Source organism: Agromyces sp. NPDC056523, from assembly GCF_042794545.1.
In the GTDB taxonomy this organism is placed as follows: Bacteria; Actinomycetota; Actinomycetes; order Actinomycetales; family Microbacteriaceae; genus Agromyces.
On record NZ_JBHTTM010000003.1, the window covers coordinates 421,906 to 443,605 of the forward strand.

Below are 21,700 nucleotides of genomic sequence, written 5' to 3' on the forward strand. Positions count from 1 at the left end.
GCACGCCTGAATGACAACGGGAGAGCAAGTTCGTGGCTTCGATTCTGGAAAAGGTCCTGCGCGTCGGCGAGGGTCGCACACTCAAGCGGCTCGAGAACTACGCCGCCGCGATCAACGCCCTCGAAGACGACTTCCGGGCGTTGTCCGACGACGAGCTCAAGCACGAGACCGTCGAGCTCCGCGAGCGCTACGGCAACGGCGAGTCGCTCGACGACCTGCTGCCCGAGGCGTTCGCGGCGGTCCGCGAGGCGAGCCGTCGCACGCTCGGCCTGCGCCACTTCGACGTCCAGCTCATGGGCGGCGCCGCGCTGCACCTCGGCAACATCGCCGAGATGAAGACGGGTGAAGGCAAGACGCTCGTCGCCACCACGGCGGCCTACCTCAACGCGCTCACGAGCCGCGGCGTGCACGTCGTCACCGTGAACGACTTCCTCGCGAGCTACCAGTCCGAGCTCATGGGCCGCGTGTTCCGCGCGCTCGGCATGACGACCGGATGCATCGTGGCCGGCCAGACGCCCGCGGTCCGCCGCGAGCAGTACGCCGCCGACATCACCTACGGCACGAACAACGAGTTCGGCTTCGACTACCTCCGCGACAACATGGCCTGGCAGGCGGCCGACATGGTGCAGCGCGGCCACTACTTCGCGATCGTCGACGAGGTCGACTCGATCCTCATCGACGAGGCGCGCACGCCGCTGATCATCTCCGGCCCGGCCTCCGGCGAGGCGAACCGCTGGTTCACCGAGTTCGCGAGCCTCGCCACGCGCCTCGTGTCCGGCGACGACTACGAGGTCGACGAGAAGAAGCGCACGGTCGGCGTGCTCGAGCCCGGCATCGAGAAGGTCGAGGACTACCTCGGCATCGAGAACCTCTACGAGTCGGCGAACACCCCGCTCATCTCGTTCCTGAACAACTCGATCAAGGCCAAGGCGCTCTTCAAGCGCGACAAGGACTACGTCGTGATGAACGGCGAGGTGCTCATCGTCGACGAGCACACCGGCCGCATCCTCGTGGGTCGCCGCTACAACGAGGGCATCCACCAGGCCATCGAGGCGAAGGAGGGCGTGCAGGTCAAGGCCGAGAACCAGACGCTCGCGACCGTCACGCTGCAGAACTACTTCCGCCTCTACGACAAGCTCTCCGGCATGACCGGCACCGCCGAGACCGAGGCGGCCGAGTTCATGTCGACCTACAAGCTCGGCGTCGTGGCCATCCCGACGAACCGGCCCATGGTCCGCCGCGACCAGCCCGACCTCGTCTACAAGAACGAGGAGGCGAAGTTCGCGCAGGTCGTGGAAGACATCGTCGACCGCCACAAGAACGGCCAGCCCGTGCTCGTCGGCACCACGAGCGTCGAGAAGAGCGAGTACCTCTCGCGCCTGCTCGCCAAGAAGGGCGTGCGGCACGAGGTCCTGAACGCCAAGAACCACGCCCGCGAGGCCGCGATCGTCGCCCAGGCGGGGCGATTCGGCGCGGTGACGGTGGCGACCAACATGGCCGGCCGAGGCACCGACATCATGCTCGGCGGCAACGCCGAGTTCATCGCCGTGCAGCGCATGCACGAGCGCGGCCTCAGCCCCGTCGACACTCCCGAGGAGTATGAGGCGGCGTGGGACGCCGTCTTCGACCAGACGAAGGCCGAGACGGCGAAGGAGGGCGAGAAGGTGCTCGCCGCAGGCGGCCTGTACGTGCTCGGCACCGAACGGCACGAGTCGCGACGCATCGACAACCAGTTGCGCGGCCGCTCCGGTCGTCAGGGCGACCCCGGCGAGAGCCGGTTCTACCTCTCGCTCACCGACGACCTCATGCGGCTCTTCAACGCCGGGGCCGCCGAGAGCCTGATGTCGCGCGGCGTGCCCGACGACGTGGCCATCGAGTCGAAGGTCGTCACGCGCGCCATCCGCTCGGCGCAGTCGCAGGTCGAGGCGCGCAACGCCGAGATCCGCAAGAACGTGCTGAAGTACGACGACGTCCTCAATCGCCAGCGCGAGGCGATCTACTCCGACCGCCGCCACATCCTCGAGGGCGACGACCTGCACGACCGCGTCCAGACGTTCCTCGAGCAGGTCATCGACGAGGTCCTCGACGAGCACACCGCCGACGGCAACCCCGACGAGTGGGACTTCGACGCGCTGTGGGCCGAGCTCAAGACCCTGTACCCGATCGGCATCACGATCGACGAGGTCGTGGCCGAAGCGGGCGAGAAGGGACGTATCAACCGCGACTTCGTCCGCCGCGAGATCCTCTCCGACGCGAAGCTGGCGTACCAGCGGCGCGAGGAGCAGCTCGGCAGCCCTGCGATGCGCGAGCTCGAGCGTCGCGTCGTCCTCTCGGTGATCGACCGCCGCTGGCGTGACCACCTGTACGAGATGGACTACCTCAAGGACGGCATCGGCCTGCGGGCCATGGCGCAGCGCGACCCGCTGGTCGAGTACCAGCGCGAGGGCTACGGCATGTTCCAGCAGATGATGGGCTCGATCCGCGAGGAGACCATCGGGTTCCTCTTCAACCTCGAGGTCGAGGTCGCCCCGCAGGCCGGCGTCGGCGGACCGCGCATCGAGGCGAAGGGACTCCAGCGTCCCACCGCCCCGGCCGAGAAGCTCAGCTACACCGCGCCGAGCGACTCGGGCGGTGTCGAGGTGCGCAACCAGCGCGGCCAGCTCCAGCAGGCCGCGACCCAGCGCGCGCGCCGCGCGGTCGCCCAGGCCCAGCAGCCCCAGCAGGCTCAGCCCCAGCAGGCTCAGCCGCAGCAGCCGGCCGCCCGCGGGGCGTTCGGCCAGCGGACCGAAGACGGCGCGCCGGCACCCGCGAACCGCGCCGAGCGCCGCGCGCAGGACCGCAGGCGCTGACCGACCCTGAACGACGGAACGGCCCGGGCATCGCCCGGGCCGTTCGTCGTCGGCTCACAGCACGCTGATGACGCTGGCCCGCCAGCGCTGGTCGAGGCCCTCGAGCCGGATGGCGACGGCGCGCGAACGCGCGCGCTGGTGCACCATCACGACCGCCTCGACCACGCCGTCGGCGGGCTCGCCGATCACGACCCGGCCGACGGAGAACGCCGGTCGCTGCGGGACGAGCCCCTTGACGCGTCGTGCCCGCGCGGCCAGCACCACGCGCTTGCCGAGGTTGCGGTAGACGTCGTCGGTGACCCAGCGGGCGAGCTGCTCGAGGTCGCGCGCGCCGGCGAGCACCTCGATGACGCAGTGCGTGAGGTTGCGCAGGATCGGCTCGGGGTCGGGCAGCTCGGCCCGGCCGGATCGCCGGCGAGCGAACTCGTCGTCGTCGAGGTCGAGTCGGCGTGCGCTCGTTCCGACGATGGCGGTCGGAAGCGCGCCGGCCTGGCGTGCGGTCATGACGGCTCCAGTAGGGTGGGGCGTTCGCCGGCGCGCCGACGACGATGTACCCCCTGTTCGGGGGTGTGCGGGGTCCTGACTGAACCGTACGGGCGGTGACGACGGGGTGTCAAGGAAATTGCGCGCCTGTGGAGAACCTCGGCGTCGCACCGTCGGACCGGTAGCGTCGGCGCATGCGCTGGGACCGGCTGTTCGACGACCTCGCGTCGCAGCTCGACCACGAGCAGCGGGCCGAGGAACGCGCCCTCGAGCTCGAGGGCGAACGCCTGCGCATCGGGCGACTCGGCTTGCGCGATCGGCTCGCCGCGCTGTCGGCCGAGGGCGGTCCCGGTGCCGCGATCCGGCTCGAGCTCGTCGGCGGGCGTGTGCTGCAGGTGCGCCCTGCGGTGTTCGGCCGCGACTGGCTGAGCGGCCATCTCGGCGCATCCGGCGAACTCGGTGCACTCGGTCCATTCGGCGGGAGCGGCTCGGGTGCCCCCGTCGGCGCACCGACGTCCGCACCACCGACCCAGTGCGTCATCCCCCTGCATGCGGTCGCCGCGGTGCTCCCGGGCCGCCACCAGCTCGAGGCGAGCCTCGCGCCGCAGCCCGAGTCCGCCGCGCGGCTCGCCGAGCGGATCGGCCTGGCGTTCCTGCTGCGCGACCTGGCCCGCCGCCGAATGGGGGTCGAGGTCACCACGACGGACGGTCGTCACCACGGCACGATCGATCGCGTGGCGCGCGACCACTTCGACCTCGCGCTCCACGAACCCGGCGTTCCACGTCGGGAGCGCGACGTGCACGGCTATCGCATGGTGCCGTTCGAACGCGTGCTGCTCGTAGCCTTCTGCTGACGTTCGGTCAGTCGACCGGGCGGATGCCGCGGCTCCGGGCTCCGGAGAGCTCGACGACGTTCGCGAACTCGCCCTGGTGCCAGACCGAGTACCGACGCGTGGCCTCGTACTGGTCGTCGATCCAGACCTCGAGCTGCGTGCGCTCGATGCGCCACGGCCCGCGTTCGCCCACGCGGATGGCCGGCAGCTCGCCCGACTGGATCAGGTCGTGCACGGCCTCGACGTCGACGGCGAGCACCTCTGCCGCGTCGGCGACGCTCAGGAAGCGGCCGATCGAATCGCCCGGACCGTGTTGGATCATCACTCGATTATCGGCCCGACCGTCGGGCGGGGGGAGCGGTGTGGATAACTTCACGGCGTCCTCCCGGAGTCGCGCCACGATGGTTCGCGGCGATGGCCTCGAGAGGAGACGAGCGATGGCGGTTCGAAGCACGCGGCGCGAGCGCGGAGCAGCGCGGATCGATCCGCGCCTGGTCATCGGGGTCGTCCTGGTCGCCGGATCCGCGCTCGGCGTCTGGGCACTCGTCGAGGCGCTCGACGACACGACCGACGTGGTCGTCGCATCCGAGACCCTGACGCCGGGGTCCCGCGTCGACGTCGACGACCTGCGGGTCGAGTCCGTCCGCCTCGGCACCGTGGCGGGCGGCTACGTGCGGCCCTCCGACGTGCCCGATGGCGGACTGGTCGTGGTGCGCACCGTCCATGCCGGCGAGCTGGTGCCCGCGGCATCCGTCGCCGAACGCGACGAAACCGGCCTGGCGACCGTGGTGATCCCCGGCCGCGGACCCCTCGCCGGCGACATCGCGCCGGGCGCTCTCGTCGACGTGTGGGCCGCCGGCGAACCCGAGCGCGGGGCGGTCGAGCCGCCGGCGGTGCTGGTCTCCGGGGCCGAGGTCGCCGCCGTGGTCGAGGCCGACGGCATGATGTCCTCGGCGGGTCCGAGCGTCGAGCTGCTCATCCCGCGCGAGAAGACCGCCGCCGTGCTCGAGGCGCTCGCCGCCGGCGACGTGATCGACCTGGTCCCCGCCCGACCCTCCGTCGACGACTGATGGCGCGGCTCGCCTTCGCCCTCGATCCCGCCGTCGAGGACCGCATCCTCGCCGACCTCGTCGAGGCGGGGCACACGATCGTCGCGCGCCTGGTCGGGTGGCGTGACGTGCTCGACGGCCTCGACGCCCTCGCCCCCGACGTCGTGATCGTCGGCGCCGGGCGTTCGACCCTGACATCCGACCTGCTCACGGCCTGCGACCAGCGCGGGATCCGCGTGATCGCGCTCGCCGACTCCGACCATGACCGAGCCCAGGCCACCGGGCTCGGGCTGCACGAGGTGCTCGACGCCCGCGTCGAGGTGCGCGAGCTCGAGGAGCTGGTCTCGGGCGGCGTCCCGGTGCCGTCGCGCGTCGGCGAGGGCGATCCGGCGCGACCGGCCGTCGGTGCGAACGGCGTGATCGCGGTCTGGGGTCCGGCCGGCGCGCCGGGGCGCACGACGGCGGCGGTGAACGTGGCCGCCGAGCTCGCGGCATCCGGCCACTCGGTCGCCCTGGTCGACGCCGACCCCTACGGCGGAGCGATCGCGCCGGCGCTGGGACTGCTCGACGAGGCCCCGGGCTTCGCCTCGGCCTGCCGGCTCGCCGGCTCGGGTGCGCTCGACCGCGCCGAGCTCGAGCGGATCGCCCAGCGCTACTCGTCGGCGCGCGCCTCGTTCGACGTGTTCACCGGGCTCGTCGGCCCGAGCCGATGGCCCGAACTCGCGCACGACCGGGTCACCGGCGCGCTGCAGGCGATGCGCGCGCGGTTCGAGTTCGTCGTGGTGGACGCCGGGTTCAGCCTCGAGCGCGACGAGGAGCTCACGAGCGACGCCTTCGCACCGCGCCGCAACGCCGCGACGTTCGCGGCCCTGGCCGCCGCCGACCGCGTGCTCGCGATCGGACTCGGCGACCCCGTCGGCCTCGCCCGGCTCCTGCGGGGTCACGCCGAGCTGCTCGAGCTGGTCGACCCCGAGCGCATCGACGTCGTGGTCAACCGGGTCCGCACCAGCGCCCTCGGCATCGACGCGCACGCCCAGGTCAGGCAGACCCTGCGTCGCTTCGCCGGCCTCGCCGACGCGACGCTGCTCCCGCACGACGGCAGGGCGACGGATGCCGCGATCCTCACCGCGCGCACGCTGCGCGACGCGGCGCCGCGCTCACCCCTGCGCGCGGCATTCCGCTCCTACGTCGACGGGCGCCTGCTCCCCGAGCCCGAGCCGCGCCGGCGTGGTGCGGCGCTCGCCGCATGGCGGCGTCGGCCCGCCACCGCCTGAGCCCGGCGGGGTGCGCCGCGGCCCGCAACCGTGCGGAAGGGCGCGCACTCGGGTCGCTACGCTGGACGGGTGTCAACCCTCAGTGACCTCGTCCTCGCCCAGGGGCGCAGCAGCCAGGCCGACGTGGACTGGCTGCACATGCTCGTCGGCGACCTGCAGCTGCTCGCCGATCTCGCCTTCGCCGACATCGTGCTGTGGGTGCCATCCGGCGACGACGACTTCGTCGCGGTCGCGCACTCGCGGCCGTCGAGCGCGGCCACGCTCTTCTATCGCGACTTCGTGGGCCAGGCCATCCGCTCGGAATGGAAGGGGCTCGTCGCGCAGGCGGTCTCGACCGGCGACATCGTCGACTCCTCTGCGCCCGACTGGTACGAGGAGATGCCCACGCGCGTGCGCGCCGTGCCGGTGATGCGGCGCCTCTCGGTGACCGGCACCGAGCTCGCGCCCGAGCCCGTCGCGGTCATCACGCGGCACACCAACCTGGGCTCCACGCGCACGCCGAGTCGCCAGGAACTGACGTTCAACGACTGCGCCGGTGAGCTGTTCCAGATGATCGCGTCGGGCGACTTCCCCGACCTCGGCGCGCCCACCGGGCCGCGCCGGGGCGCCCCCCGCGCCTCCGACGGACTCATCCGCCTCGACGTCGACGGGGTCACCACGTTCGCGAGCCCGAACGCGCTCTCGGCCTTCAACCGCATGGGCTTCGACGACGAGCTCGAGGGCCAGTCGCTGGCGGATGTCGCGAGCCGACTGCTCTCGGGCAAGCTCGTCGTCGACGAGTCCCTGCCGCTCGTGGTGACCGGCCGCGCGCCGTGGCGCACCGACGTCGAGTCGCGCGGCGTCACCGTGACGTTGCGCGCCATCCCGATCCGTCGCCGCGGCGAGCGGATCGGCGCGATGGTGCTCACCCGCGACGTGACTGAGCTCCGCCACCAGGAGCAGGAGCTCATCACGAAGGACGCGACGATCCGCGAGATCCACCACCGGGTGAAGAACAACCTGCAGACCGTCGCCTCGCTGCTGCGCATCCAGGCGCGGCGCACGCACTCCGACGAGGCGCGCGAGGCGCTGACGCAGGCGATGCGGCGCGTCGGCGCGATCGCGGTCGTGCACGACACGCTCTCGGAGGGCCTCAGCCAGAACGTCGACTTCGACCAGGTGTTCGATCGCGCGCTGCTGCTCGTCGCCGAGGTCGCGGCGGCGCACAACACGACGGCGCACCCGAAGAAGTCGGGGATGTTCGGGGTCCTCCCGAGCGAGTACGCCACGCCGCTCGCCCTCGCGCTCACCGAGCTGGTGACGAACGCCGTCGAGCACGGCCTCGCGGGCCAGGAGGGCGACGTCGAGGTGATCGCAGGACGGACCGACACGATGCTGACGGTGCAGGTGCGCGACACCGGGTCGGGCCTGCCCGAGGGACGCGTCGGCGAGGGACTCGGCACGCAGATCGTGCGCACGCTCATCCAGGGCGAGCTGGGCGGCACCATCGACTGGCACACCGTGATGGGCAGCGGCACCGAGGTCACCATCGAGGTGCCGCTGCGCTGGATCACCGCAGCCTGAGGGTCGCTCCCGCCGCACACGAGAGAACGGCACCCGCGCGCGAGCGCGGGTGCCGTTTCCGTTCGGGTGCTGCGGGGAGTGACGCGCCGTCCGGGGTGCCTCCGGGCGGTCTGGCCCGGCCGGTGTGGCCGCCGGAGTCGCGGCGCGCGGTTCGCGTGAGCTCAGCCGGCGCGACGGGCGCGAGCGGCACGGCGCTTCAGGGCGCGTCGCTCGTCCTCGCTGAGGCCACCCCAGACGCCCGAGTCCTGTCCGGTCTCGAGGGCGTACTGGAGGCAGAGCTCGGTGACGGTGCATCGGGCGCAGACCGCCTTGGCCTTCTCGATCTGGTCGACGGCCGGACCGGTGTTGCCGACCGGGAAGAACAGTTCGGGGTCGGCGGTGAGGCAGGCGGCTTTGTCGCGCCAATCCATGGAGATGCTCCTTGTGTTGTCGGTTCGCAGCGGACGCACGCGTGCGCCGCCGCCGGGAACCGGCGGGTGCTGCAGGGGGAAAGCCGAATCTCGGGAAGTAGGATCGTGGGAGCGATCGGCTCACGTCCCTGTGAGCATCAATTCGGCCTCGTAAATGGTCGCATAGGCATGGAAGCGAATCAAGAGTGCACTTCGGGAGAACCCTGTGAATCAACGGCCCGGAACGGGTCCGGGCGAGACCGTCGACGGGCCCCGTGACGCGCCCGTCCGCGGCGGTGTCCGTGCGGCGCTCGTCACCGTCACGGCGCTGCTGTTCGCCGAGGCGGGCGCCCTCGTCGCGGTCTTCGTCTGGCTGCTCGTCGACCTGCTGGTGCTGCGGCCGTCGTCGTTCGCCATGGCGGTCGCGCTGATCGTGCTGGTCGCGATCGGCGCCGCCTGGGTGAGTGCGATCGCCGTGGCATCCGCTCGTCGCGCACCGTGGTCGCGGGCCGCGGCCATCGTGTGGCAGGTGCTGCAGTTGTCGATCGCCGTCGGCGCGTTCCAGGGCCTGTTCGCGCGACCCGATCTCGGATGGGCGCTGCTCATCCCCGCCGTGACGGTGATCGGGCTCCTGCTCTGGCGGCCGGTCCGCGAGGCGTTCTCGCACCCCGAGGACCGGCAGGGCTGAGCCCTACTCCTCCAGCCCGAGTTCCTTGCGGATGCGGGCGACGTGGCCGGTGGCCTTGACGTTGTACATGGGCTTCTCGATCCGGCCGTGCTCGTCGATGACGAAGGTCGAGCGGATGGAGCCGGTGACGGTCTTGCCGTAGAGGGTCTTCTCGCCCCACGCGCCGTAGGCGTGCTGGACCGCGAGGTCGGTATCGGAGAGCAGCGGGAAGTTGAGCTGGTCGCGCTCGGCGAACGTCTTCAGCTTGGCGGTGTCGTCCTTGGAGACGCCGACCACGCGCACGCCGGCGGAGGCGAACGAGTTGAGGCTGTCGCGGAAGTCGCACGCCTCGGTCGTACAGCCCGGCGTCATGGCCTCGGGGTAGAAGTACAGCACCACCTTGTGCCCGCGCAGCGACGAGAGCGTCACGGGGTTGCCGTCCTGGTCGGGGAGGGTGAAGTCGGGGGCGAGTTCGCCGGCGGCGAGTCGAGCGTCGGTCATCCCTCGATCGTAGACGGGCGCAGCGCGGTGGACGCCGCGCGCGCTCACGCGAACGTCGCGAGGAGCCGCTGCAGCGAGTCGAGCCGCACGCGCCCCGCCTCGCCGAGCTCGCCCGCCTCGACCGCCTCGATGATCGCGCAGTCGGGCGAGTCGGGCAGGTGCGTGCAGCCGCGCGGGCAGTCCTCGGCCACGCGCGCGAGGTCCGCGAACGCGCCGAGGATGTTCGCCGGATCCACGTGGCCGAGCCCGAACGAGCGCACGCCCGGCGTGTCGATGACCCAGCCCGTGCGGTCGCCGTCGCCGAGGCGTAGCGACACGGTCGACGAGGAGGTGTGCCGTCCGCGTCCGGTGACCACGTTGACGTGGCCGGTGGCCCGGTTCGCGTCGGGCACGATCGCGTTCACGAGCGTGGACTTGCCCACGCCCGAGTGCCCGACGAACACGGTGCGGTGGCCGACGAGCCGGTCGGTGATCTCGGCGAGGGGCATGTCGTCGGCTCGGCTGAGGATCACCGGCAGGTCGAGCCCGGCGAAGTTGGCCAGGAACGGTGCCGGGTCGGCGAGGTCGGTCTTGGTGACGCACACGAGGGGCGCGATGCCGGCGTCGTAGGCGGCGACGAGGTAGCGGTCGACGAGCCGCACGCGCGGCTCGGGGTTCGCCGCGGCGATCACGATGAGCATCTGGTCGGCATTGGCCACGATCACGCGTTCGACGGCGTCGGTGTCGTCGGCGCTCCTCCGCAGGAGGGTCGTGCGCTCCCGGATCCGGACGATGCGCGCGAGCGAGCCCTCGTCGCCGGAGGTGTCGCCGACGAGGTCGACGCGATCGCCGGTGACCACCGATTTCCGGCGCAGCTCGCTCGCGCGGGCGGCGGTGATCTCGCGCTCGTCGGGCCCGCCCTCGTCGACGATGACGGTGTAGCGACCACGGTCGACGCCGAGCACGATGCCCATGACGGCATCGGCATGCTCGGGACGCACCTTGGTGCGCGGGCGGCTGCCGCGCCGGTTGGGACGGACGCGGACGTCGGACTCGTCGTAGTCGGGCTCGTCCTCGTCGTCGTCCGTCTCCCACCAGCTCATCCGAGCATCTGCTCCCAGAGCTCGGTGAACTGCGGCAGGGTCTTGGAGGTCGAACCGATGTCGTCGACGACGACCCCCTCGACCGCGAGGCCGACGATGGCACCGGTCGTGGCCATGCGGTGATCGGCATACGCCTTCCACTCGCCGCCGTGCAGGGGTGCCGGTTCGATCCGCAGGCCGTCCTCGAGCTCGGTGACGCGCCCGCCGAGGCCGTTCAGCTCGGCCGCGAGCGCCGCGAGCCGGTCGGTCTCGTGATGGCGGATGTGCCCGATGCCCGTGAACTCGCTGGGGCCGTCGGCGAACGCCGCAAGCGCCACCAGGTTGGGAACGAGCTCGCCGGCCTCCGACAGGTCGAGGTCGGCACCGCGGATGCCGCGGCCGCCGTCCGCTGCGGCGGCGGGCGCGTGCACGGTGAGCCGGTCGCCGTCGCGATCCACCAGGGCGCCGAAGCGGGGGAGGAGCTCGGCCAGCTGCGCGCCCACCTGCGTGGTCTCGGCGGGCCATCCGCTGATCGTGACCGAGCCGCCCGCGACGAGGGCCGCGACGAGGAACGGGGCCGCGTTCGACAGGTCGGGTTCGATGTCGACGTCGCGGGCCGCGATCGGGCCGGCGGCGACGCGCCAGCGGCCGACGGCGGGCTGCTCGACCGTGACGCCGCGGAGCGCGAGCGCGTCGATCGTCATCTCGATGTGCGGCAGGCTGGGCAGGCGCTCGCCCGAGTGCGTCAGGTCGAGGCCGCGCTCGAAGCGCGGTGCGGACAGCAGCAGCCCGGAGACGAACTGGCTCGACGCCGACGCGTCGATCGCCAGCTCGCCGCCCTCCACCCGGCCGAACCCGTGCACCGTGAACGGCAGGGTGCCGCGCCCGTCGTCGTCGAGGTCGACGCCGACGCCGCGCAGGCCGTCGATGACGCCGCGCATGGGTCGGCGGTAGGCTGCCTCGTCGCCGTCGAACGTGGTGGGCCCGAGGGCGAGCGCCGCGACGGGCGGCAGGAAGCGCATGACCGTGCCCGCGAGGCCGCAGTCGATCGTGGTCGATCCGAGGAGTTCGTCGGCCGGGATCACCCGCAGGTCGTCGCCGAAGCCGCCCTCTCCCGGGATCCGCTCGAACCGCGTGCCGAGCTGGCGCAGTGCCTCGACCATGAGCTCGCTGTCGCGCGACCAGAGCGGCGCGTGCAGGACGGAGGGCCCGTCGGCGAGTGCCGCGAGGACGAGCTCGCGGTTCGTCAGGGACTTGGATCCCGGCAGCGAGAGGTGCGCGGCGAGTGGCGCGGAGGCGACGGGCGCGTGCCATCCGCCATCGCCCTCGACGGGGCGCTGGTCCCCGTACGGGTCGAACTCGGGCGCGGAATACCTCGATACCTGCATCGGTTACCAACAGTAGCGTCCGGCGAACAGAGAAGGAGATGGTGCGCGTGTCCGTTGCGGTGCTCGAGCGCCCGGCCGGCTTGCAGGCCGACGATCTAGGATGGCCCGTGATGAGCGCCGATGACACTGCGACCCCGACCGAGGCATCGGCCGACGACGAGACGCGCGACCTGGGCGCGCTGTTCGAGGAGCAGGCGCTGCCGTTCATCGACCAGCTCTACGCGGCCGCGCTGCGCATGACGAAGAACCCGGCCGACGCGCAGGACCTCGTGCAGGAGACGTTCGTGAAGGCCTATGCGGCGTTCGCGTCGTTCACGCAGGGCACCAACCTGAAGGCGTGGCTGTACCGCATCCTCACGAACACCTTCATCAACACGTACCGCAAGAAGCAGCGCGAGCCGTACCAGGGCACGATCGACGACCTCGAAGACTGGCAGCTCGGCGGTGCCGAGTCGACCACTGCGAGCTCGAGCCGTTCGGCTGAGGCCGAGGCGATCGACCACCTGCCCGACTCCGCCGTCAAGGACGCGCTGCAGGCGCTGCCCGAGGACTTCCGCCTCGCCGTGTACTTCGCCGACGTCGAGGGTTTCTCCTACCAGGAGATCGCCGACATGATGAACACCCCCATCGGGACCGTGATGAGCCGCCTGCACCGTGGCCGGCGACTGCTGCGCGAGTCCCTCGCCGACTACGCCCGCGAGCGCGGCTTCGCCGCAGCGCAGTCGGGGGCACGAACCACCAGGAGCGCGAAATGACCGACTGCGGCTGCGACAAGGCCAGGGCCGAACTCGAGGAGTACCTGCACAACGAGCTGTGCCGCGAGGATGCCGCCGACATCCGCGAGCACGTCGAGAACTGCGCGGACTGCCGTGCGGAGCTGCGGGTCGGCGTCACGATCACCGAGGTCGTGCAGCGCGCCTGCCGCGAGAGCGCGCCTGAAGAGCTGCGCGCGCTCGTGCTCACGCGCATCCGCACGGTCCAGTCGGGGCACGGCGCCCTGGTCGAGTGACCTCGTCGCCGGTGCGGCCGGCGCACGACGCGACGCGGTTCCGAACTTTCGATTGACGCGCGTCGTGACATCCGCCTCGTAGCGTCGAGGACGATGAACACGACTGCTCCCTCCGCCCGGGCGACCGGGCGCGTCCCGGCCTGGCTCCGGGTCCTGATCCCCACCGTCCTCATCCTCGTCTGGTTCGCGCTCTTCGGCGCCGGCGGCGCCGCGTTCGGCACGCTCTCCGACGTCCAGCAGAACGACCAGGCATCGTTCCTCCCGGCCTCGGCCGAGGCGACCGAGGTCGACGAGCTCCAGGACGCCTTCCGCGATTCCGACAACGTGCCGGCGATCGTCATCGTGGCGAGCGACGACGGGTCCGAGCTGAGCGAGTCGCAACTCGACGATATCGAGGCGCTCCGCGACGGCATGCTCGAGCTCGACGGCGTGGTCGCCGACGAGACCTCGCCGCTCATCCCGTCCGACGACGGCGAGGCCGCGCAGTTCGTCGCGTCGATCGCGCCGGGCGACGGCGAGTCCGGCTCGGGCGAGGTGGTCGAGGCGATGCGCGCGCTGCTCGCCGACCAGCCGGTCGACGGCACGACGGCGGCGGTCACCGGGCCCGCGGGCTTCACCGCCGACCTCGTCGAGGCCTTCGCCGGCATCGACGGGCTCCTCCTCGCGGTCGCGCTCGCGGCGGTCTTCATCATCCTGATCGTCGTCTACCGGTCGCCGCTCCTGCCGGTCATCGTGCTGTTCACGAGCCTCACGGCGCTCACGGCCTCGGTGTTCACGGTCGTGCAGCTGGCGGAGGCCGGCGTCCTGGTGCTCTCGGGACAGACGCAGGGCATCCTCTTCATCCTCGTGATCGGGGCGGCGACCGACTACGCGCTGCTCTACATCGCGCGCTACCGCGAGGCCCTCGGGCAGCACGAGCGCAAGTGGGATGCCACGTGGGCCGCGCTGCGCGGTGCGTGGGAGCCGATCGCCGCCTCGGCGGGCACTGTCATCGTGGGGCTGCTCATCCTGCTCGCGAGCCAGCTCAACTCTAACAAGGTGCTCGGCCCGGTCGCGGCGATCGGGATCGCGTTCGCGCTGCTCGCGGCGCTGACGTTGCTTCCTGCCCTACTGCTCTGGGCGGGTCGCGTCGCCTTCTGGCCGCGCCGACTGCCCCGAGCGGATGTCTCGACCGACGCCGTGGCGACCTCGGCCGAACACGGCCGGCACGCCACCGCGCTCGACGCCGCCGACTCGGGAGAGCGTGGGCTGTGGGGTGCGATCGGTCGCCTGGTCGCCCGTCGCCCGCGGATCGTGTGGATCGTCTCGACGCTCCTGCTCGGCGTGATGGCGCTCGGCCTGGTCCGACTCGACGCCGACGGCGTGCCGTCGAGCGAGTTCGTGCTCGGCGAGTCGCAGGCACGCGAGGGCCAGGCGCTCGTGAGCGAGCACTATCCCGGCGGATCTGGCACGCCCGCGGTGATCGTCGGGGCCGAAGACGAGCTGCAGGCCATGGCGGACCTCGCGCTCGAGACGCCCGGGGTCGCCTCCGTCGCCGTGGTGGCATCGGACTCGCCCGCGGGAAGCGCGCCCGTGACGGAGGACGGCATCCAGGCGTTCGGCCCACCCGGGACTCCGGCGCCCGATCCGACCGTCGTCGACGGCATCGTAGTGCTGCAGGCGACGCTCGACGACCCGGCCGACTCGGCCGAGGCGGAGGCGACCGTGAGCGACCTGCGCGAGCGCCTCGACGAGGTCGGCACGGACGTGCTCGTCGGCGGGCCGACCGCCGTCGCACTCGACACGAACGCGGCGGCCGTCGCGGACCAGCGGCTGATCATCCCGCTCGTGCTGCTTGCGATCCTCGTGATCCTGATGCTGCTGCTGCGGTCGATCGTCGCGCCACTGCTGCTCATCGCGAGCGTCGTGCTCTCCTTCGCGGCCGCGCTCGGGGTGTCCGCGCTGGTGTTCGAGTACGTGCTGGGGTTCCCCGGCGCCGACCCGTCGGTGCCGCTGTTCGGGTTCGTGTTCCTCGTCGCGCTCGGCGTCGACTACAACATCTTCCTCATGACCCGCGTGCGGGAGGAGTCCGTCGCGCACGGCACGCGCGAGGGCATCCTGCGCGGGCTGCGGCTGACGGGCGGGGTGATCACGTCCGCCGGACTCGTCCTCGCGGCGACGTTCGCCGCGCTCGGCGTGCTACCCATCCTCTTCCTCGCGCAGATCTCGTTCATCGTCGCGTTCGGGGTGCTGCTGGACACGTTCCTCGTGCGCACGCTCCTCGTGCCGGCGGCGGCGTACGACATCGGACGTGCGATCTGGTGGCCGAGCCGGCTCGCGCGACACGATCGCGCGCACGGCGCGCACGCCGCTGCGGAGTCGTCCGCTGCGACACCGGAGGACGGGTCCGACCCGGTCGCGCACGCCCTCCCGGATGCCGACGGTCTCGAATCGGATCGGGACCGATTGCCGGTGCCAACGACGTAAGGCTCCGGGCGCGGCGCAGCCCCCCGCGCCGCGCCCGGTCCGGAACGACGACGGGCGGATGCCCGGAGGCATCCGCCCGTCGCTCTCGGTTCGGCCGGAGTTACACGGTCAGGGCCCGGCGCACCAGGTCGGCCTGCTCGACCGCGTGGCGCTTCGCCGAGCCGGTCGCGGGCGAGGCGGCCGCCGGACGCGCGACGACACGCACCTCTCGCGGGCCGAGCTTGTTCGTCTCGATGATGAAGAACGGCCAGGCACCCTGGTTCTCGGGTTCCTCCTGCGCCCAGATGAACTCGGCGTTCGGGTAGGCGTCGGCGACGGCCTTCAGCTGGTCGCCCGGCAGCGGGTAGAACTGCTCCACGCGGACGACGGCGACCTCTGGGTTCGGGTTCTTCTCGAGCTCGGCGATGAGGTCGTAGTAGAACTTGCCCGAGAGGAACACCACGCGCTTGACCGCCTGCTTGTCGGTGATGCGGGCGTCGTCGATCACGGGCTCGAAGCGGCCGCTCGTGAAGTCGTCGACCTCGCTCGTCGCGCCGCGGAGGCGCAGCATCGCCTTCGGCGTGAAGACCACGAGCGGGCGACGCGGCCGGGCGTAGGCCTGACGGCGCAGCAGGTGGAAGTACGACGCCGGGGTCGACGGACGCGCGACCGTGATGTTCTGCTCGGCGGCCAACTGGAGGTACCGCTCGATGCGGGCGCTCGAGTGGTCGGGGCCCTGGCCCTCGTAGCCGTGCGGCAGCAGCAGCACGACGCTCGAGCGCTGGCCCCACTTCTGCTCGGCCGACGAGATGAACTCGTCGATGATCGTCTGCGCGCCGTTGGCGAAGTCGCCGAACTGCGCCTCCCACAAGACGAGCGCGTCGGCCCGCTCGACGGAGTAGCCGTACTCGAAGCCCATCGCGGCGTACTCGCTGAGCAGTGAGTCGTAGATCCAGAACCGGGCCTGCTGGTCGGAGAGGTTCTGCAGCGGCAGCCACTCCTGGCCGTTCACGCGGTCGTGCAGCACGGCGTGGCGCTGCACGAACGTGCCGCGGCGCGCGTCCTGGCCGACGAGGCGCACGGGGGTGCCCTCGAGCAGGAGCGAGCCGAGTGCGAGCAGCTCGCCGAAGCCCCAGTCGATCTTGCCGTTGCGGGTCATGTCGACGCGCTTGGCGAGCAGCTGCTGGATCTTCGGGTGCACCGTGAAGCCCGCGGGCTTGTTGTTGAACGCATCGCCGATCGCGTGGACGACCTCGGTCGACACGCCGGTCGTCTCGAGCTCGCCGGACACGACCTCGGGCTCGCGCACGGTCTCCGTCGCCCCCACGACCGGGATCGCGCCGGTCTGCACGGCGTGCGTCTCGGCGAACGCGCGTTCCATGCGGTCCTGGAAGTCGCGGTGCGCGTTCTCGTACTCTTCCTCGGTGATGTCACCGCGGCCGACGAGGGCCTCGGTGTACAGCTTGCGGACGGAGCGCTTGGACTCGATCAGGTTGTACATGAGCGGCTGCGTCATCGACGGGTCGTCGCCCTCGTTGTGGCCGCGGCGCCGGTAGCAGACGAGGTCGACGACCACGTCGCGCTTGAACTCCTGGCGGTAGCGGAACGCGAGCTCGGCGACGCGGACGACCGCCTCGGGGTCGTCGCCGTTCACATGGAAGATCGGCGCCTGGATGGCCTTCGCGACATCCGTCGCGTAGATCGACGATCGTGCGTCGCCCGGCACGGTCGTGAATCCGACCTGGTTGTTGACGACCAAGTGGATGGTGCCGCCGGTGCGGTAGGCGCGCAGCTGCGACATCTGCATGGTCTCGAACACCACGCCCTGGGCCGCCATCGCGGCGTCGCCGTGGATGAGGATCGGCAGCACCGAGAACGAGCCGATGGGCTTGCGGTCCTGCTTGGCGCGGACGATGCCCTCGAGCACGCCGTCGACCGCCTCGAGGTGCGAGGGGTTCGCAGCGAGCGACACGGGGACCTGCTGGCCGTCGTCGGCGGTGAACGTGCCCTCGGTGCCGAGGTGGTACTTGACGTCGCCCGAGCCCGAGAAGCCCTTCGTGTCCTGGGTGCCCTCGAACTCGCGGAACACCTGGCCGTAGGTCTTGCCCGCGATGTTGGTGAGCACGTTGAGCCGGCCGCGGTGCGCCATGCCGATGGCGACCTCGTCGAGGCCCTCCTTCGCCGCACCCTGCAGCACCTCGTCGAGCAGCGGGATCACCGACTCGCTGCCCTCGAGGCTGAAGCGCTTCTGGCCGACGTACTTGGTCTGCAGGAAGGTCTCGAACGCCTCGGCCTCGTTGAGCTTGGCGAGGATGCGCATCTGCTCGTCGTGCGTGGGCTTCTCGTACTTGCGCTCGACCTGGTGCTGGATCCAGCGGCGCTGCACCGGGTCCTGGATGTGCATGTACTCGATGCCGATGGTGCGGCAGTACGAGTCGCGCAGCACGCCGAGGATGTCGCGCAGCAGCGCCGTGCGCTTGTCACCGAACCCGCCCGTGACGAACTCGCGGTCGAGGTCCCAGAAGGTCAGGCCGTGGCTCTCGATGTCGAGGTCGGGGTGCGAGCGCTGCACGTACTCGAGCGGGTCGATGTCGGCCATCATGTGGCCGCGCACGCGGAAGGAGTTGATGAGCTCCTGCACGCGCGCGGTCTTGTCGATCGCGCTGGCGATGTCGACGGAGATGTCCTCGTTCCACTTGATCGGCTCGTACGGCAGCCGCAGCGCCGCGAAGAGGTCCTGGTAGAAGTTGCGCTCGCCGATGAGCAGCTCGTGGACCTTCTTCAGGAACTCGCCCGAACCCGCACCCTGGATCACGCGGTGGTCGTAGGTCGAGGTGAGCGTGATGGTCTTGCCGATCGCGAGGTTCGCGAGCGTCTTCTCGCTCGCCCCTTGGAACTCGGCGGGGTACTCGAGGGCGCCCGCGCCGATGATGCATCCCTGGCCCTTCATCAGGCGCGGCACCGAGTGCACGGTGCCGATCCCGCCCGGGTTGGTCAGCGAGATCGTGGCGCCCTTGAAGTCGTCGGCGGTGAGCTTGTTGCCCCGCGCGCGTGACACCAGGTCTTCGTAGGCGGTGAGGTACTCGTTGAAGGTCATCGTCTCGGCGCGCTTGATCGCGGGCACGAGGAGGGCACGGGTGCCGTCGGGCTTCGGGATGTCGATCGCGATGCCCAGGCCGATGTGCGCGGGCTTGACGAGGCTCGGCTTCCCGTCGACCTCGGAGTAGTAGACGTTCTGGCTCGGGAACTCCTTGAGTGCCTGGATGAGCGCCCAGCCGATGAGGTGGGTGAACGACACCTTGCCGCCGCGCGAGCGACGCAGGTGGTTGTTGATCACGATCCGGTTGTCGATCATGAGCTTGGCCGGCACGGTCCGAACGCTCGTCGCGGTGGGCACCGTGAGCGACGCGTCCATGTTCGCGGCGAGGGTCTTCGGCAGGCCCTTGAGCGGGAGGATCTCGTCCTCGCGCGCGCCGCCGTCGACCTTGGGCTGGGGGCTCGTGACGGGCACGTCGGCGGGGACCGGTGCGGTGCGCGGGGCGACGGACGTCGTGCGCGCCGCGGGCGCCTGGCCGATCACCGCGCTCGGCGCGGTGGAGGGGCTGGAGGTCACCGGCTGCTGGGTGGGCTGCGCGGGCGCGGGCGCCTGTGCCGGAGCGGACTGCGCCGGAGCCGGGGCGGCCTGCGCCGGGGCAGGGGCGGCCTGCGCCGGGGCGGCGGGCGCGCCATCCGCGCTCTCATTGGCGGCACGCAGCACCTCGGCCTCGTCGGGCATCGACGCCGGGGCCTGCGGAGCCGGTGCGGCGGCCTCACCCGTGCGGATCCGGCGGTAGTGCTCGAGCACCGGACGCCAGGTCTCGTCGACCGATTGCGGGTCGGCGAGGAACCGCTCGTACATCTCGTCCACGAGCCACTCGTTGGCTCCGAACTCTGCCGACGTCGTCCCGTCGGATCCCGACCCGGTCAATTGGCTCGACACAGCCTCTCGCCCACTCTCTCCGTTGATGTTCGCTCACCTGGCGGCGCGAAGCGCAGCTGGTCGCGCGGCGCCCACACAAGCCTAAACCCCTTCCGGCGGGCCCCGGCACCGCGCAGGGTAGCGTGAACGACATGCAGTTCTACCGCACGACTCCGCGGCACGACCTCACGTACTCCGACGTCTTCCTGGTTCCCAGCCGGTCGGGCGTGACGAGCCGTCTCGACGTGTCGCTGGCGCCCGACGACGGATCCGGGGCGAGCATCCCGGTCGTCTCGGCGAACATGAACTCCGTCACCGGCCCCCGCCTGGCCGCGACGCTGGCGCGTCGGGGCGGCATCGGCGTGCTCCCGCAGGACCTCCCGCTGCAGGACCTCGACGAGGCGATCCGCTGGGTGAAGTCGCGACCGTCGCGATTCGACGTGCCGTACGCGTTCTCGGCCGACCAGACGGCCGCCGACGCGCTCGAGGTCCTGCCGCCGGTCGAGGGGCACGGCATCGTGCTGCACGACGACGACGGCGCCTACGCGGGCACGATCCCGGCCGCACGACTGGCGACCGCGCTGCCCGACGCGCGCCTCGGCGACCTGGTGCACGGCGCCATCCCGTCGCTCGACGCCGACGACGTCGACACGCCGCGTCGTGCGTTCGACCTCATGGTCGACGCCGGCATCGAGTTCGCGCCGGTGCTCGAGCACGGTCGCGTGGTCGGCACGCTGAGCCGTCGCAGCGCCCTGCGCGGCACGGTCTCCGAGCCGAACACGGATGCCTCGGGGCGGCTGCGGGTCGCGGCGGCGATCGGCATCAACGGCGACGTGGCCGCCAAGGCGCGCGCGCTCGCCACGGCGGGCGTCGACATGCTCGTGGTCGACACCGCGCACGGCCACCAGGAGGGCATGATCGCCGCCGTGCGCGCCGTGAAGGCCGCGGGGCTCGGCATCCCGGTCGTCGCGGGCAACATCGTCACCGCGGATGCGGTCGGCGACCTCGTCGAGGCCGGCGCCGACGTGCTCAAGGTCGGCGTGGGCCCGGGCGCGATGTGCACGACGCGCATGATGACGGCGGTCGGCCGTCCCCAGTTCTCGGCGGTGCTCGAGACGTCGGAGGCCGCGCGCGAGGCAGGCGCGGCGGTCTGGGCGGACGGGGGAGTGCGGTACCCGAGGGATGTCGCCCTCGCGCTGGCGGCGGGCGCGGCATCCGTCATGATCGGCTCCTGGTTCGCGGGCACCATCGAGGCGCCCGGCACGTTGCGGCGCGACCTCGACGGCCGCGTGTTCAAGGAGAGCTGGGGCATGGCCTCGACCAAGGCCGTCAAGGAGCGATTCGGCCGGCTCTCCGCGTACGAGCTCGCGCGCAAGGAGCTGTTCGCCGAGGGCATCTCGTCGTCGGCGATCTACCTCGACCCGCTGCGCCCGTCGCTCGAGGACCTGCTCGACATGATCACCTCGGGCGTGCGGAGTTCCTTCACCTACGCCGGCGCGCGCTCCGTGCCCGAGTTCCGCGAGCGCGCCCTGGTCGGCATCCAGTCGGCCGCCGGCTACGAGGAGGGCAAGGCGCTCCCGGTCAGCTGGTAGCGCGCCTCGCCGGCTGTGGATGGCTGCCCTGGCGAGACCGTGGGACTGGCTACGCTCCGGGCATGACGAAGGCGCCTCATCCCGCCCACCCGTTCGCGATCCTCGCCGATCCGGTTCGCCGACGCGTCGTCGAGATCCTCGCGGTCGGCGAGCACTCGGCCGGGACGCTGTGCGAGGTCATCTCCTCCGAGCACGGGGTGTCGCGGACGGCCGTGGCCCACCACCTCCGAACCCTCCGTCGGCACGGCGCAGTGACGTCGGCCGTCGACCCCGTCGAGCCGCGATCGCGGACCTATCGGTTGAACGTCGATTTCCTTGCGCGGCTCGACGATGAGGTCGAACACCTCTTCCGACTCTGGGATCACCGCTATGGGGCATCCGAACGCCGTGCCCCTCTGGTCGACCCGCCGCGATCACGAGGCGCGCGGCTCCATCGATTCGGCGTCTCGGCCGAGCGGCGGGCGACGGAGCGAGCCGCGGAGTGGGGACGCGCTTCCGCGCCTGCGGTGGAGCGGCATCGGGACCGGGCCTCGGGCCGACCCGCCTGACCCGTCGGCTCCAAATTCGGCCGACGATGGTTTCCAGATGGCTCATGTCGGATTCGCCTCATGTGAGGCCGCGCTGACATGGCGGATGGCG

General features: G+C 71.5%; 18 protein-coding genes. 11 read left to right on the forward strand and 7 right to left on the reverse strand.

The window, feature by feature from the left end; genetic code table 11:
• Positions 1-32 precede the first annotated feature (32 nt).
• Positions 33-2,849: a preprotein translocase subunit SecA gene (gene secA, locus ACFQ58_RS12820; RefSeq protein ID WP_376951510.1), complete on the forward strand. Its 2,817-nt coding sequence runs from the start codon at positions 33-35 to the stop codon at positions 2,847-2,849.
• A gap of 54 nt (positions 2,850-2,903) precedes the next feature.
• On the opposite strand, the gene ACFQ58_RS12825 is transcribed toward secA, so the two are convergent.
• Positions 2,904-3,353, reverse strand: a complete 450-nt coding sequence (locus tag ACFQ58_RS12825) for an Rv3235 family protein (protein WP_376951511.1) — start codon at positions 3,351-3,353, stop codon at positions 2,904-2,906.
• Between the two features lie 173 nt (positions 3,354-3,526).
• Here ACFQ58_RS12825 and ACFQ58_RS12830 point away from each other — a divergent pair, with 173 nt between their 5' ends.
• Positions 3,527-4,186, forward strand: a complete 660-nt coding sequence (locus ACFQ58_RS12830; protein WP_376951512.1) for a hypothetical protein — start codon at positions 3,527-3,529, stop codon at positions 4,184-4,186.
• A 7-nt stretch (positions 4,187-4,193) separates the two neighbouring features.
• On the opposite strand, the gene ACFQ58_RS12835 is transcribed toward ACFQ58_RS12830, so the two are convergent.
• On the reverse strand, positions 4,194-4,487 hold the full coding sequence (locus tag ACFQ58_RS12835) for a helix-turn-helix domain-containing protein (protein WP_376951513.1): 294 nt from the start codon (positions 4,485-4,487) through the stop codon (positions 4,194-4,196).
• 115 nt (positions 4,488-4,602) lie between these two features.
• On the opposite strand from ACFQ58_RS12835, the gene ACFQ58_RS12840 reads away from it, so the two are divergent.
• The 3 genes from ACFQ58_RS12840 (at position 4,603) to ACFQ58_RS12850 (ending at position 8,051) form a co-directional block, all read left to right on the forward strand.
• Positions 4,603-5,235 carry an SAF domain-containing protein gene (locus ACFQ58_RS12840; protein WP_376951515.1) on the forward strand — a complete coding sequence of 211 codons (633 nt, stop codon included), beginning with the start codon at positions 4,603-4,605 and terminating at the stop codon, positions 5,233-5,235.
• The gene (locus ACFQ58_RS12845) at positions 5,235-6,488 is read left to right on the forward strand and encodes a CpaE family protein (RefSeq protein ID WP_376951516.1); all 1,254 of its coding nucleotides are present in this window, start codon (positions 5,235-5,237) and stop codon (positions 6,486-6,488) included. Before ACFQ58_RS12840 ends, ACFQ58_RS12845 begins: the two co-directional genes overlap by 1 nt.
• A gap of 69 nt (positions 6,489-6,557) precedes the next feature.
• Entirely contained in the window at positions 6,558-8,051 is a 1,494-nt protein-coding gene (locus ACFQ58_RS12850; RefSeq protein WP_376951517.1) for a sensor histidine kinase, read from the forward strand.
• 161 nt (positions 8,052-8,212) lie between these two features.
• Here ACFQ58_RS12850 and ACFQ58_RS12855 read toward each other — a convergent pair whose 3' ends face one another.
• Positions 8,213-8,461 (reverse strand): WhiB family transcriptional regulator, encoded by a 249-nt coding sequence (locus ACFQ58_RS12855; protein ID WP_092671046.1) that lies wholly within the window; start codon positions 8,459-8,461, stop codon positions 8,213-8,215.
• Positions 8,462-8,666: 205 nt separating this feature from the next.
• Here ACFQ58_RS12855 and ACFQ58_RS12860 point away from each other — a divergent pair, with 205 nt between their 5' ends.
• Positions 8,667-9,128, forward strand: a complete 462-nt coding sequence (locus ACFQ58_RS12860; protein ID WP_376951518.1) for a hypothetical protein — start codon at positions 8,667-8,669, stop codon at positions 9,126-9,128.
• A gap of 3 nt (positions 9,129-9,131) precedes the next feature.
• Here the strand turns inward: ACFQ58_RS12860 and bcp are convergent, their stop codons facing one another.
• Genes bcp through aroA form a run of 3 tightly spaced genes read right to left on the reverse strand, consistent with a single transcriptional unit; the run spans position 9,132 to position 12,057 of the window.
• On the reverse strand, positions 9,132-9,608 hold the full coding sequence (bcp, locus tag ACFQ58_RS12865) for a thioredoxin-dependent thiol peroxidase (RefSeq protein ID WP_376951519.1): 477 nt from the start codon (positions 9,606-9,608) through the stop codon (positions 9,132-9,134).
• A 44-nt stretch (positions 9,609-9,652) separates the two neighbouring features.
• Positions 9,653-10,690, reverse strand: coding sequence for a ribosome small subunit-dependent GTPase A (gene rsgA / locus ACFQ58_RS12870; protein ID WP_376951520.1), 1,038 nt, complete (start codon positions 10,688-10,690; stop codon positions 9,653-9,655).
• Entirely contained in the window at positions 10,687-12,057 is a 1,371-nt protein-coding gene (gene aroA / locus ACFQ58_RS12875; protein WP_376951521.1) for a 3-phosphoshikimate 1-carboxyvinyltransferase, read from the reverse strand. Before aroA ends, rsgA begins: the two co-directional genes overlap by 4 nt.
• Positions 12,058-12,167: 110 nt before the next feature.
• On the opposite strand from aroA, the gene ACFQ58_RS12880 reads away from it, so the two are divergent.
• The 3 genes from ACFQ58_RS12880 to ACFQ58_RS12890 all read left to right on the forward strand — a co-directional run bounded on the left by ACFQ58_RS12880 (position 12,168) and on the right by ACFQ58_RS12890 (position 15,532).
• Positions 12,168-12,812 carry a sigma-70 family RNA polymerase sigma factor gene (locus tag ACFQ58_RS12880; RefSeq protein ID WP_376951522.1) on the forward strand — a complete coding sequence of 215 codons (645 nt, stop codon included), beginning with the start codon at positions 12,168-12,170 and terminating at the stop codon, positions 12,810-12,812.
• On the forward strand, positions 12,809-13,066 hold the full coding sequence (locus tag ACFQ58_RS12885; RefSeq protein ID WP_376951523.1) for a zf-HC2 domain-containing protein: 258 nt from the start codon (positions 12,809-12,811) through the stop codon (positions 13,064-13,066). The genes ACFQ58_RS12880 and ACFQ58_RS12885 overlap by 4 nt, the downstream gene beginning before the upstream one ends.
• 93 nt (positions 13,067-13,159) lie before the next feature.
• Positions 13,160-15,532 carry an MMPL family transporter gene (locus ACFQ58_RS12890; protein WP_376951524.1) on the forward strand — a complete coding sequence of 791 codons (2,373 nt, stop codon included), beginning with the start codon at positions 13,160-13,162 and terminating at the stop codon, positions 15,530-15,532.
• Between the two features lie 100 nt (positions 15,533-15,632).
• On the opposite strand, the gene ACFQ58_RS12895 is transcribed toward ACFQ58_RS12890, so the two are convergent.
• On the reverse strand, positions 15,633-19,490 hold the full coding sequence (locus ACFQ58_RS12895; RefSeq protein ID WP_376951525.1) for a multifunctional oxoglutarate decarboxylase/oxoglutarate dehydrogenase thiamine pyrophosphate-binding subunit/dihydrolipoyllysine-residue succinyltransferase subunit: 3,858 nt from the start codon (positions 19,488-19,490) through the stop codon (positions 15,633-15,635).
• A gap of 131 nt (positions 19,491-19,621) precedes the next feature.
• On the opposite strand from ACFQ58_RS12895, the gene ACFQ58_RS12900 reads away from it, so the two are divergent.
• Together ACFQ58_RS12900 and ACFQ58_RS12905 are read left to right on the forward strand one after the other, a co-directional pair.
• Positions 19,622-21,061 carry a GuaB1 family IMP dehydrogenase-related protein gene (locus ACFQ58_RS12900; protein WP_376951526.1) on the forward strand — a complete coding sequence of 480 codons (1,440 nt, stop codon included), beginning with the start codon at positions 19,622-19,624 and terminating at the stop codon, positions 21,059-21,061.
• A gap of 62 nt (positions 21,062-21,123) precedes the next feature.
• Entirely contained in the window at positions 21,124-21,609 is a 486-nt protein-coding gene (locus ACFQ58_RS12905; RefSeq protein ID WP_376951527.1) for an ArsR/SmtB family transcription factor, read from the forward strand.
• Positions 21,610-21,700: the final 91 nt, after the last annotated feature.